This is a genomic window from Allocoleopsis sp. (genome assembly GCF_036703385.1).
Taxonomy (GTDB): domain Bacteria; phylum Cyanobacteriota; class Cyanobacteriia; order Cyanobacteriales; family Coleofasciculaceae; genus Allocoleopsis.
Map to the genome: position 1 here is coordinate 1 of NZ_DATNPA010000603.1, position 12,411 is coordinate 12,411.

11 protein-coding genes and 1 pseudogene are annotated in these 12,411 nt (G+C 47.2%); 10 read left to right on the forward strand and 2 right to left on the reverse strand.

The annotated features are described in order from the left end of the window. Nucleotides 1-746, forward strand: a pseudogene (locus tag V6C93_RS28825) (hypothetical protein); the annotation flags it as partial. Between the two features lie 147 nt (nt 747-893). Here the strand turns inward: V6C93_RS28825 and V6C93_RS28830 are convergent. Next, complete coding sequence (locus tag V6C93_RS28830) at nt 894-1,601, reverse strand: Crp/Fnr family transcriptional regulator (RefSeq protein ID WP_333480112.1); 708 nt, start codon at nt 1,599-1,601, stop codon at nt 894-896. A 121-nt stretch (nt 1,602-1,722) separates the two neighbouring features. Then, nucleotides 1,723-2,457 carry a Crp/Fnr family transcriptional regulator gene (locus tag V6C93_RS28835; protein ID WP_333480113.1) on the reverse strand — a complete coding sequence of 245 codons (735 nt, stop codon included), beginning with the start codon at nt 2,455-2,457 and terminating at the stop codon, nt 1,723-1,725. 192 nt (nt 2,458-2,649) lie between these two features. On the opposite strand from V6C93_RS28835, the gene V6C93_RS28840 reads away from it, so the two are divergent. The 9 genes from V6C93_RS28840 (at nt 2,650) to V6C93_RS28880 (ending at nt 12,350) form a co-directional block, all read left to right on the forward strand. Then, the gene (locus tag V6C93_RS28840) at nt 2,650-2,832 is read left to right on the forward strand and encodes a hypothetical protein (RefSeq protein WP_333480114.1); all 183 of its coding nucleotides are present in this window, start codon (nt 2,650-2,652) and stop codon (nt 2,830-2,832) included. A gap of 664 nt (nt 2,833-3,496) precedes the next feature. Continuing rightward, nucleotides 3,497-5,626, forward strand: a complete 2,130-nt coding sequence (glgX, locus tag V6C93_RS28845) for a glycogen debranching protein GlgX (protein ID WP_333480115.1) — start codon at nt 3,497-3,499, stop codon at nt 5,624-5,626. Between the two features lie 346 nt (nt 5,627-5,972). Further along, complete coding sequence (locus V6C93_RS28850) at nt 5,973-6,608, forward strand: DUF4352 domain-containing protein (protein WP_333480116.1); 636 nt, start codon at nt 5,973-5,975, stop codon at nt 6,606-6,608. Nucleotides 6,609-6,707: 99 nt separating this feature from the next. After that, entirely contained in the window at nt 6,708-7,376 is a 669-nt protein-coding gene (locus tag V6C93_RS28855; RefSeq protein ID WP_333480117.1) for an SH3 domain-containing protein, read from the forward strand. Between the two features lie 243 nt (nt 7,377-7,619). Next, the gene (locus V6C93_RS28860; protein WP_333480118.1) at nt 7,620-10,601 is read left to right on the forward strand and encodes a CHAT domain-containing protein; all 2,982 of its coding nucleotides are present in this window, start codon (nt 7,620-7,622) and stop codon (nt 10,599-10,601) included. Next, entirely contained in the window at nt 10,601-11,086 is a 486-nt protein-coding gene (locus tag V6C93_RS28865; RefSeq protein WP_333480119.1) for a hypothetical protein, read from the forward strand. Before V6C93_RS28860 ends, V6C93_RS28865 begins: the two co-directional genes overlap by 1 nt. Nucleotides 11,087-11,097: 11 nt before the next feature. Further along, nucleotides 11,098-11,376: a hypothetical protein gene (locus V6C93_RS28870; RefSeq protein WP_333480120.1), complete on the forward strand. Its 279-nt coding sequence runs from the start codon at nt 11,098-11,100 to the stop codon at nt 11,374-11,376. Between the two features lie 100 nt (nt 11,377-11,476). Beyond that, the gene (locus V6C93_RS28875; RefSeq protein ID WP_333480121.1) at nt 11,477-11,956 is read left to right on the forward strand and encodes a hypothetical protein; all 480 of its coding nucleotides are present in this window, start codon (nt 11,477-11,479) and stop codon (nt 11,954-11,956) included. Beyond that, nucleotides 11,910-12,350, forward strand: a complete 441-nt coding sequence (locus tag V6C93_RS28880) for a hypothetical protein (protein ID WP_333480122.1) — start codon at nt 11,910-11,912, stop codon at nt 12,348-12,350. The genes V6C93_RS28875 and V6C93_RS28880 overlap by 47 nt, the downstream gene beginning before the upstream one ends. Nucleotides 12,351-12,411 lie beyond the last annotated feature (61 nt).

Here is a 12,411-nt window from a genome sequence, read left to right on the forward strand (position 1 = left end):
AGTGTACGCGCTCCAGTGTAAAAGAAATAGAATTGGAGAATGTGCCGAAGAGCCTTGATGAAGCCCTCCAATATGATGAGACGGCAAAAGATGGTCAGCGACGCATGAGCACGCCAAAAGGCGGAACCAACAATTCTTTTCAACATGCGGGCAGTTTTCATGGGCAGGGAAGTCCGGACAGGGATAAATTCCAGCGAGACATGGAGCAATACTGGTATGCGATTGATCGCGGATTGCAAAAATATCTGCACAACAAACGCGCACCTTTAGTACTAGCAGGAGTCGAGCATCTTTTTCCGGGTTACCGACAGGCAAATAGCTACCAGCATCTAGTCGAGGAAGGCATTGCGGGGAATCCTGAACTACTGAAGCCAGAAGAGCTACAAGCCAAAGCCTGGGAGATTGTGGAACCCTTATTTTTAAAGGAACAGCAAGAAGCGATCGAACACTACAAAGAACTGACAGCAACTGAACGCACCTCCACTGACCTCAAAGAGGTGATTCCAGCCGCCTACTATGGTCGAGTTGAGCAATTGTTTGTTGCCGTTGGTGTACAACAGTGGGGCATCTTTAATCCCGGTATCAGTACCAGTACAATTGATGTACATTCTGAGCCGGAACTAGGTGATGAGGATTTATTAGATGCAGCGGCGGTACACACAATTGTCAACGGTGGAACTGTCTATGCAGTAGAGCCCGATCAAGTTCCTGATGAGGCACCTTTAGCTGCTGTATTTCGCTATTAGACATCTTGAAGAGCCTTCCTTTTCAACTTCACCCTAATTCGTCATTAAAGACGGGTCAGAAGTCCCGACAAGAGCGAAGGTTGCCCACGTTCAGGTGGGGTTAAATTCCCATCTGAACGTTAATTACGAATTACGAATTACGCATTTTTAAGTCAGCAAGCGATCGAATTCCTGTTTAACAATCCGATAACATTCACAGGAGGTGGCTTCTAACCCAAGGCGATCGCAAATCTTCATCCTGCCCCGACTATAGCGGATTAGCCCCGCTTTTTGCAGAATAGCGGCAACCACACTCACACTGGCACGGCGCACTCCCAGCATTTGGGAGAGGAATTCCTGCGTCAGGGCAAACTCATCTGACCCTACCCGATCTTGGCACAGCAGCAACCAACGGCAACATCGCTTTTCTACCGAATGCAGGCGATTGCAGGCAACCGATTGCGAAATCAGATTCATCAGCGCCTGGGTGTAGTGTAACAGGAAGTTGTAAAGTGGGCTCGCTGGAGTGACCTCGCGTTTGAACACATCCGCCTTCATCCGCAGGGCATCACCAACAATTTGCGTGACAGCCTGACCAATCATTCTATCGGTTCCCAGCAATACGGGGATGCCAACCATTCCTTCATTGCCTACGGTAGCGGCTTCGACTGTCCCGCCGTCTTCGGTGAAGTTGACTAAAGAAATAATGCCGCTGTTAGGAAAATAGACGTACTCGATGGGTTCGTTAGGTGCGTATATGATTTGCTTAAGAGGGAGGGAAACTGTCTCCAGGTAAGGAAGGAGGCGTTCGTATTCTGAGCTAGGTAAGGCGGAGAGAAGTCGGTTTTTAATCTGCTTATGAGGGGTTTGAGACATTGAGAGCAAGAATGTTGAGTTCGTCGTCTAGACCTGACAACTGAACTCTATGGACACGGTCTATCAAACTTTGATGTTAGAAATCAGCTCAATGGTCTGTCTGTCCGATACCGTACTCAGGTTAACTAAGCAAGCGGTCGTATTCCTGCTTAATCACCTGATAGCATTCGCAGGAGCCAGACTCTAAACCTTTTCGGTCGATTATTACCATTTTGCCCCGATGATAGCGGATTAACCCTGCTTTCTGAAGAAAAGCAGCCACCTCACTGACACTGGCGCGACGCACCCCTAGCATGTGGGCAAGGAACTCCTGAGTCATGGGAAACTCATTTGAAGAAACGCGATCGCGTGTCTGTAGTAGCCAGCGGCAGCATCGCTCTTCCACCGAATGCAGTCGGTTACAGGCAACGGATTGAGACATCTGGCTCATCAACGCTTGTGTGTAGCGCAGCAGTAGATTATGAGTAGAGCTACCTGGGATGACCTGGTTTTTGAAGACATCGACTTTCATTCGCATAGCATCACCCGGAACCTGAACCAACGTCTCAGCCGGAGTGCAATCGGCTCCCAGCAATACAGGAATACCAACCATACCTTCATTGCCCACTGTTGCTATTTCAACTGTGCCGCCATCTTCCATAACATTGAGCACAGAAACAACGCCACTATTGGGAAAATAGACGTGTTCAATCAGTGCATGGGATTGGTATAGATATTTCTTAAAAGGCAGAGAGACGGGTTCCAAGTGAGGCAGGAGACGTTTGTATTCCTCTCTTGGCAAAGCAGCAACAATCCTATTGCCAACGACATTCGGAGAAACTGGGTACACGGACTGTCCTGAGCTGAATTTATTCATTAGCTCAAGTAGACAACCGAGGGTATCAGCCAGAAAACTCCTTGCAGGATGAATTGATTGTAAAGAAGTTATGTATAGTAAATTACATCCCAGCGTCCAGCATGAACAAGAATAATCTGTACGCTATAGGACAGACAGATAATTAGCCAAACTATAACGTAGAGACAGCGAAAGCATAAAGGTGCTTACTGAATGGGTGGTACACAGCTGATGCAAAACCATCAAAAAACAATAATTTCTCAGCGAACAAAAAACCTAATTGAAAAGCTTCTGTTCGGGAAACTTTCTTTGGCAGAGATTGCTAAGGTTACAGGAATTTCAGAGCAATGGCTACGGAAATATGTGAATGAAAACTACGATTTTATCCCTGAATAAGTACTGTCTATAAAAAAGAGTTCAATTAAGCATTACATCATTAAGCCGACAGTATCGTCAAGCTAAATAAAGGCTTGATTTAGGTTTTTTTTGCATTTTTAGCCAAAATAACTGATATAACTATCCAAAGATATATTCTCTTCTTCGGTATATAGCGTTTCTCGATTGGGTAAGGTACACCCTGAATACCAAGGACTTTGCTCTCAAGAAACTCTGCGTACCTCATTCAACTGACAACCGATATATTATAGTTTTTTATCTTTCCTATATTAAATACTAATCGAATTCAACCAAAAACTAATTTATGCCCAGAGATTGAGTTCTTTATAGCTAATAATCTCTAAATTAAATCACAGATAAGAGATAAGGTCGCGCTGAAACAGGAGAGAGGAAGTCTCTAGGTTTACAGCGTCATTATTAATCTCAACGTTTGCTTAGTGTCCAATTCCTTCAACGGAACTCCTAGGGCTTAAATGGAGCTAAATTTTGAACTTTCATTTAATCAATTAGTCACTGCGTATACCCATGAAATTGTTCAATTCTGAAGTCATTGAGGCTCTTCAAGGCTTGAGGAATTAGAGGCGGCAAGCCCTGATTGGACGGGTACTCAGCAATCGTTGATTCTAACCAAATACAAATATTAGTTTTCCCCGAAACTTAACCTATGTACATCGCAACACTCTGGCCCGGTAAAGTCTATCCTTTAGGTGCAACCTGGGATGGCAAAGGCACAAACTTCGCTCTGTTTAGTGAAAACGCAACAGGAGTCGAGCTTTGTTTATTTGATAAGGATGATGAGGAGACACGCCTAGAGCTGACTGAGGTCAGCAACTTCGTCTGGCACGGCTATGTGCCGGGAGTAGGGCCGGGTCAACGCTACGGATACCGAGTGCATGGCCCTTATGCACCTGAGGAGGGTCATCGCTTCAACCCGAACAAACTGCTAATTGACCCCTATGCAAAGGCAATTGATGGCGATATTGGCAATGGGCCAGAACTGTTTGGTTACTCTTGGGAGGCTCCGGAAGAAGACCTATCTTTTTCTGATCTAGATAGCGCCCATCTGATGCCCAAGTGTGTTGTCATCGATCAGTCCTTTGATTGGGGCGATGACCAGCTGCTGAAAACACCGTGGCACGAAACGGTCATTTATGAAACCCACGTCAAGGGTTTTACTAAGCAGCACCCGGATATCCCGGAAGAGTTGCAGGGTACCTATGCCGGACTTGCCCATCCAGCCGCGATCGAGCATCTCCAGGCGATCGGAATTACAGCGGTTGAACTTCTACCCGTGCATCACTTCCTCGCCCGTCCCGGACATCTGGTTGATAAGGGGCTAAGCAATTACTGGGGCTACGATTCCATCAACTATCTTGCCCCCTACTCCGGTTACAGTGCAGACAAAGTGCCGGGGGGACAGGTCAAAGAGTTCAAGGAGATGGTCAAGGCGTTGCACTTTGCCGGGATCGAAGTGATTCTGGATGTGGTCTACAACCACACCGGAGAAGGCTCTCACATGGGCCCAACTCTGTCGCTTCGAGGCATCGATAATGCCATTTACTACCGTCTGGTAGAAGATGATCCCCGTTACTACATGGACTTCACAGGCTGCGGGAATTCTCTAAACGTGCGCCAAGCCCAAGTCTTGAAGTTAATCATGGATAGTCTCCGCTATTGGGTGACGGAGATGCATGTCGATGGCTTCCGCTTCGATCTGGCTTCGGCGCTGGCGCGAGAGCTATTTGAAGTTGATAATCTCTCAGCTTTCTTTGACATCATTCACCAAGACCCGGTGCTGGCGGATGTGAAGCTGATTGCTGAACCCTGGGATGTTGGCGAAGGGGGCTATCAAGTGGGAAACTTCCCGGTTCTTTGGTCGGAGTGGAATGGCAGGTATCGCGATACGGTGCGGGACTTCTGGCGCGGTGAGGAGAGTGGATTAGGGCAATTTGCTTACTGTTTCACCGGCAGCCCCGACCTATATCAGATTAATGGGCGCAGGCCGAATGCGAGTATCAACTTCCTCACCGCCCACGATGGTTTCACTCTGAACGACCTGGTTAGCTACAACGAGAAGCACAATGAGGCGAACGGGGAAAACAGTCAGGATGGGGAAAGTCACAACCGATCTTGGAATTGTGGGGCGGAAGGTGAAACGGACGACCCCGAAGTGATGCGGTTGCGGGAACAGCAGCGGCGGAACTTCATCGCCACCCTGATGCTGTCCCAAGGCATCCCCATGTTGCTAGGGGGAGATGAAATGGGGCGCACCCAACGGGGCAACAACAATGGCTACTGCCAGGATAATGAACTCTCCTGGTTTGATTGGAACTTGCCTAAGGGAAATGCCGAACTGCTGAAGTTTACCAGTGAGCTAATCTACCTCCGCCGCCAGCATCCGGTATTTCGGCGGCGCAAGTGGTTTCAAGGTCGAGCGATTCACGGTTCAGGCATCAGTGATATCGGTTGGTTTAATGCCGATGGCGGTGAGATGACGGATGAGCAGTGGGAAGTTGGTTATGCCAAGACGCTTGCAGTTTTCTTAAATGGACAAGAGATTCCCGCACGGGGTCCGAAAGGGGAGCGCATTGTGGATGATGATTTTCTCCTGTTCTTTAACGCCCATTATGAAATGGTGGAGTTTACTCTACCCGAAGGGTTGCGGAATAAGGAGTGGGCAATTGTGATTGACACCAAGGAACCTCGCTTCATCCAAGGGGGGAATGTTTTCACCGACACTCAAGCTGTTCCTGTTACAGAGCGATCGCTCGTCGTGCTACGCCGTGTAGGATGACCCAGTAGGGCAGGCTTCTTGAATCATACCAATGCTACACAAGCGGTCTGCCCTACAAACCGCCGTTAAATTAAAGTTCAATGTATCACTATTAACAAACCTATTTAACTCAAGGTTCTGTCGTCAGGTATAAGAAAACAATCATCAGCGGACGTTAAGCTAGAGTATGCAGAGGTGCATAATTGTCGTGCAGCTTCTTACTTATATACATACACGGGGCGATCGCAGTTTTCGAGACCTGCATCGCCCCTTCAATTATGATAAATATCTTGGTTGTTCAGGCTCATAGCTAGTAAAGTAAACGTCAACAATCCTAGATAGCAAACGTTGACTACTGCCACAAAGGATGAATCAAGTCTTTAGAACACTTACTAGCTGGACTGCAACCATTACTCTACTTTCCTTAGTAGCGGCTTGTTCTGCCCCGAAGCCGCCGCAGGAGACGGCTCAATCAACAGCTACTCCCACTCAAAACTCGGATAACAATTCAGCTCAAGAGTCTACACTAAAGCCTTCACCCCTGCCTCTGGCAAAAATCACTTACAACACTGGGGAGGTCGTCTCTGTTAAAGATAAAAACCTCAATTTGCAATTTACGGTTAACGGAACCCGCGAACATCCAGGAAAAGGTGTAATCCAGCCCAATCCAGGCAATAAATGGATCGTTGCATCCACCACAATTGCTAACAAAGGGCAGCAAACCCAAACTATTTCGGTTGTATCCTTTGAACTGATTGATAGTAAAAATAATCAATATGAAGTAGCTCTCCTGGCAGGCGCTTTAGAAGATATAAAAAGCCCTACAGGAAAAATCAAGCCAGGTGATGAGCAGCGCGGTGAGATAGCGTTTGAAGTTCCAGAAGGTACTCAAGGACTGAAACTACTTTTTCAACCCAACCGAAACGCTTGCGAAGCACTTGCTTCAAAGCCGAAGGCATCAGAAACACTCAATTGTGAACCAGTTGCGGTCAAGCTCAAATAACCAGCTTTTTACCCCTGATCCAGTATTGAGTTCCCTGGAATATACAGATATGAAGCCTCAACTCGGCTGATTTTTAACAAACGAGAAGGGAGAACTGCGATGAGAAACTTAATCCTTGTGACATTGGTTTTGGGAAGTCTTGCTGCTGGATGCCAGAGTGGAGATTTGACCCGGACATCGAAGGTTGGTAGCACTTCCCCCATGCTAAATGCGATCGCTTCGCCTGCGAGTGCCGAAACTCTACCGTCGTTGAGCCAGTTTCAGGCTCAACCGTCTGCTACCAACCAGAGTCCGGTGGCGGCAGCTCCAAAGAGCTTGGCTGAGGCACAGCAGAGTTGTAATATTACTGCCTTTGTCATCGATAAAGACCCAAAAGGTGTGAAGGTACGATCTGGGGCGGGTGAGAATCACAAGATTATTGGGAATTTGCCCACCACAACGATTGGTGTCATTGTCGATATTACAGGTTCTAAAGGGAACTGGGTGCAACTCTCCAAAGCGGAAAGCCCTGACAAAGTGGAATTCCAGGGAACCGGTTGGGTTTACTCTCAATTGTTGGGTACCAGTACTCGTGGTTATGGGACTAAAGGCGTCTCCGTCTACAAGAGTGCGAATAATCAAAGTTCGGTCATGGGACGTATCCCACCCGAAACAGGTGTCAAACTTTTAGGGTGTAGCCAATCTTGGGCTTTGGTTGAATATGAAGGGCTAAAAGGATGGATTCAACCGGAAGCTCAGTGTGGTAATCCCTTATCAACCTGCCCGTAATCCAGTGATTTTTAGTCGTCCTTGTGAGAACTAGAACGCGATGTTGAGTTGTTTCAGCCAACTGATAGAGCCATTGTCTTATAGAACCCATTTGGGATCTATGCTCTTGCTAAGCGCTTGAGCATCAGTCTGATGAAACAGCAATTAAGTTTGGCATTAGCATGGTCGAGCGCTTTATCCTATTCCCCTTTGGTACCATCCTTTTCGCTTTAAACTGTAGACAGGCTACAGGGGAAGCATTCCATGTCGTTGAGTGAAGCGAAAAGATTGTATAACCAAGGACGCCAAAAATTAGCTACTGGGGATTGGCAGGGAGCAGTTAATAAGTTCAAGAAGGCTTTGCAGTTTCATCCCAACTACTACCAAGCGCTTTTGGGGCTTGGCGATGTCATGCAGAATTTAACACGCTCTGAAGAAGCGATTGCTTACTACAATAAGGTGCTAGCAATCAAACCTAACCATCACCAATCATTGCATAGCCGTGCGAATGCATTGTGTGGATTGAACCGCAACGAGGAGGCGCTTGCCAGCTATGATAAAGCTCAAAAAGCTAATCCCAGATGCGCCAATGGTTGGAATCACTGGGGGGCTCTATTGTGTGAACTTGGACGATACGAAGAGGCACTTAATTGCTACAACCGAGCGTTGCGTATCAAGTCTAACGAATACGAGATCTGGTTTGACGAATACGAGATCTGGCTCCAGCGTGGGCGAGTTTTGTTGCAGTTGAAGCGTTACGAGGAGGCACTTGTCAGCTACAACAAAGCCATTGAAATTAAGCCGGATAACTTTTACGCTTGGTATGGTAATGGGACTGCATTATTTTATCTGAATCGTTACGAGGAAGCACTGATAAGCTATGACAGAGCAATTGAAATCAAATTTGACAACCTTGATGCCTGGTCTAGCCGAGGCTCTGCACTACGCAAGTTAGGACATTACGAAGAAGCACTTGCCAGTTACAGCAAGGTATTTGAGCTTGATCCAAATTACGTTGATGCCTGGTTTAAGCAAGGGTTAACCCTGCATAATATGGGGCATTATGAGGATGCGATCGCTAGCTACGACAGAGCGATTGAAATCCAGCCAGAACAATTTAATGCTTGGAACAATCGAGGGTCTTCCTTTGTGAGTCTTGATCGACATGAAGAGGCTCTAACATCATTCATTCAGGCTTCTAAGTTTGACCCTCAACAAACTACCGCATGGAATGGACAAGGTGGTGCGCTGTTGGCTCTAGGGCTTTACAGTGAAGCGCAAGCAGCCTTTGAGCATTCACTCAGTATCAATCCCGATGACCCCCTAGTATGGATTGACAAAGGACTAGTACTACACAAGCAAAGATTCTTTTCTGAGGCCATTGCTGCCTATGAGCAAGCGCTAAAACTCGATGACCACCTTCGCTCAGCATTAGTAAATCGAGGAAACGCAATCTGGGACTCTAAAGGCTTTGAGAAAGCTTTAGAAAAGTGGGATGAAGCTTTTCAACAACTCCGACCAGATGCGCCGAGATATGCAGAAGTGTGTGGAGCTTTGTATCACCAGAAAGGATTGGCTCACTACCAGGAAGGGCGAAAGCGGGAGAATTGCTGCAATTTTTGGAGTAAAGCAGCTAGCCTTTACCAGATGGCACTGCGGAATTTTGACGAGCCAGAGCTAAGGGAAGATTACCTGAACACTCTGCAACACCTCATCAAGGCTCTTCTGGGTTTAGGACGGACTGAAGAAGCAGATGAACTCCTGCGGCGAGGGGCAGATTACCTCCAACGCCTGCTGCATGAAACACCTAGTCCCGGCAAACGCAAGCTCTTAGCCTTGAAATTTGCAAGCTTCAATCAGTTGACTGTTGACAGATATGTACAAACAGGTCAACTCAAACAAGCTCTAAAAACTGCCGAAGAAGGAAAAAATGCTTGCCTCACCTGGCTACTCTATGCCTGGAGTGACGAAATTACTAGCCCCAACTACGAGACAATCCAACAACTCCTCACTCCCACTACCGCAATTGTCTACTGGCACCTCAGCCCTGCTGCCTTCACAACCTTTATCCTTAAACCCGGTGAACCTGCTCCTATCCTCATCACTACGCCTACATTTCAATCTGAACTACCTAAATCCCTACAACGCCTGCTACAGTTTGAAGCCTGGATGCAAGACTGGGATCGGCAGTACCAGGATTATCGCAACAAAGGCAAAAAACAGCGCAACACAGACCACTCCTGGCGTCAGGATATGCAGCAACGGTTATTTGAGCGGCAGGAGGAACCAGGCAACCTCAAAGACATTCTCAACATAGAGGCAATTGAACAACACCTTGCAGGCATTACCCAACTCATCCTCATCCCCCACCGCGACTTGCACCGCTTCCCACTCCATGCGCTGTTTTCTCCCAACTTTACGATTACCTACCTCCCCAGCGCTCAAGTCGGCATTAGCCTCCAGCAACGACAACCTAGTTCTACCAGTCGTTTGCTCAGTATCGAAAACCCAGACGGTACTCTAGGATTTGCGCGAGTGGAAGCCGAGGGAATCTATCAGTGCTTTAGCCAGCTTGAATCCATCCAGGAAAATCATGCCACCAAAAAGCAGGTAGAAGTAACATTAAACGGTGATTTTAGTGTCTTTCACTTTGCCGGACACGCAGAACACGTTCCTTCCGATCCTCGGAAATCAAGGCTGATTCTGGCACATCAGAGTGATGCAACTTCAGGTGACATCAAAACACCCACCTCAAATGACCTGACCCTAGAAGACCTCTGCAAACCCGATCAGCACGACTTCTCTAGTTATCACCTAATCGCTCTCTCCGCCTGCGAAACGGCACTGACAAACAACCAAAGCATCACAACTGAATATGTCGGCTTGGTCAGTGGGTTCCTCCGGAATGGTGCAGCTCAAGTTGTCAGTACCTTGTGGACAGTTGAGTCAGCTGCAAGTGCCTTCGTCATGATTGAATTTTACCGACGGCGGCAACTCCATAAATCCGATGCCGCCGCACTAGCAGAAGCCGTAGATTGGCTCAAAAATCTCACAGTAGCGGACTTGAAGAACTGGTGCGATCGCTTTTTAGCTCAACTTCCTGCTGATCTGCCCGAAGAGCGGAAGGAAACAATAGAGCGAACCCTGGAAACAGACCTTGTTCGCTGGGATACTATAGAGTCAGAGAAGATATACAGCGACCCCTATTACTGGGCAGCCTTTGCAATCTCAGGTAGGTTTTCTTGATGAATTACGAAGATACGCTAACGCTCAATGCTTTTTTAGCTGCGATCGCACGCTTGCAGAAACCGTTGCCTGAAGGTTTGCTGCGTCAGCTTGGTGAGATTGAGCAGAACCTACCGAGATCGGTATATAAACTGCACAAATTAGCTAAGCAGTTTGAGCCGCTCCATCGCGAGTACATTGCGGCTTTACGTGACCAACCCAGTGAAGGTGAGCGTCTTAAGTTCTCGACTGCTGACACGTTCAGTGAGGCAGATCAATTGCTCCTCCAACTCCGCTATCAAATTGCCCTCCTGCGAGACGACGAGCTTGATGAAGCGGAAATGACTGATGAGGAACTATGGCAGTGGCAAGACTCTCCTGAGGCAGAGTTGGCTGAGCAGCAGTGGATAGAATCGTTTGCTAATTCTCAGGATGTACTTGCCCAACTAGCGGATGAAGCTTTAGAGGAATTTCGGCAGGGACGTACTCAACCTTTGAACCTTTAGGAAGCTAGTGGATGAAATCGGTAGCCACTAGACGCTTTTGGGAAGCGTTTGCTCAACTTCCTCCACCTATACAGAATCTAGCCAGGAGAATTTATCGACGCTGGAAGAAGGAGCCTTACCATCCAAGCTTGCACTTCAAAGTAGTAATTCCTGAAAAGTCGATCTACTCAGTACGAATAGGCGCTTACTGGCGCGTACTGGGTCGAAAAGAAGAAAACTGGATTATTTGGTTTTGGATCGGTTCCCATGAAGATTACAACAAACTAGTGGCTCAACTACGAAGGAAGTAGTGTGCTACGTTTAACTTAACTACAGACCAGACAATTTGTCAGCTTTGATGCCAAATAATGAACTTAACAAATTTCTGGGAATTGCCACCTTTGAGAGTTCATGGACTACGAAGACGCCGCAACACTCAATGCTTTTCTTGCGGCTGCTACCCGCTTAAAGCATCCTCTTCCTGGGAATTTGCAGCATCGGCTGGATAAAATTGCCGAGCAGTTTCCAGACTCCATTTACAAGCTGCATGATTTTGCCAAGCAGTACGAACCCCTGAAATACGAGTATATTGCTGTCTTGCAAGAACTCCCTAGGGAAGGGACACGGCTCAAATTTGCCGAATCTCAGCCGACAGAACCACCATCCCAAGAACCCACTGTTAGCTGGGAAGAGGTTGAGCAACAGTTGGGAACTTATTTCAAAGACATGGCGCTGGATTTGATTGAGCGATCGCATCCAGATTATGACCGCAAAATAGCTGAAGCACTCGAATCAGCTCTAGTCGATATGAAAAGCTCTCCTGGAATGACTTCTGAAGAATTTAATGACTGGCTCACCCAAGTTTTTGAGAGTTCCGACGAGGAACTTTGAGCGATCGCTAAGACGGCTGATTAAACGCTACAAAGGTAGTAAGGAAAAACAAGCCTTCATAGTGTTTATCTCTCAACTTGTGGATGAGCTGTGCAACGAACCTCACCCCTCGAACTCCGCTTTTGAGCCAATACCAGGAAAGATGGTTTTGTCGGAAGAGTTGGAGTTTCGCAAACTTCGGTTTGCTATTCCAGGTTTAAGGGGAGCATCTGGGCAGGGTCGGCTGATGTATTTGATAAATTCCACACAGCATAAAATTATTCTAGTGTGGATTTATAGCCACGAGGAATTTGAAGGCCGTCCAGATGACAAGAGCTTAAAGGTTTCTTTACAAGATGCGATCGCTTTTCTAGGAGAGGAAGCTAATTCCCCTACTGATGTAAAGGAGCAATGACTAACTGGATGGCGATTAGCTATGAGCAAGCTGGAGTACGGCATTTTTGTTGAATTTTACC

Bases quoted from the DNA above. Each gene is read 5' to 3' on its own strand.
- V6C93_RS28840 (WP_333480114.1), top strand. From the start codon at position 2,650: ATGGGTGGTACACAGCTGATGCAAAACCATCAAAAAACAATAATTTCT.
- V6C93_RS28875 (WP_333480121.1), top strand. From the start codon at position 11,477: ATGGACTACGAAGACGCCGCAACACTCAATGCTTTTCTTGCGGCTGCT.
- V6C93_RS28860 (WP_333480118.1), top strand. From the start codon at position 7,620: ATGTCGTTGAGTGAAGCGAAAAGATTGTATAACCAAGGACGCCAAAAA.
- glgX (WP_333480115.1), top strand. From the start codon at position 3,497: ATGTACATCGCAACACTCTGGCCCGGTAAAGTCTATCCTTTAGGTGCA.
- V6C93_RS28870 (WP_333480120.1), top strand. From the start codon at position 11,098: ATGAAATCGGTAGCCACTAGACGCTTTTGGGAAGCGTTTGCTCAACTT.
- V6C93_RS28850 (WP_333480116.1), top strand. From the start codon at position 5,973: ATGAATCAAGTCTTTAGAACACTTACTAGCTGGACTGCAACCATTACT.
- V6C93_RS28835 (WP_333480113.1), bottom strand. From the start codon at position 2,457: ATGAATAAATTCAGCTCAGGACAGTCCGTGTACCCAGTTTCTCCGAAT.
- V6C93_RS28880 (WP_333480122.1), top strand. From the start codon at position 11,910: ATGACTGGCTCACCCAAGTTTTTGAGAGTTCCGACGAGGAACTTTGAG.
- V6C93_RS28865 (WP_333480119.1), top strand. From the start codon at position 10,601: ATGAATTACGAAGATACGCTAACGCTCAATGCTTTTTTAGCTGCGATC.
- V6C93_RS28855 (WP_333480117.1), top strand. From the start codon at position 6,708: ATGAGAAACTTAATCCTTGTGACATTGGTTTTGGGAAGTCTTGCTGCT.
- V6C93_RS28830 (WP_333480112.1), bottom strand. From the start codon at position 1,601: ATGTCTCAAACCCCTCATAAGCAGATTAAAAACCGACTTCTCTCCGCC.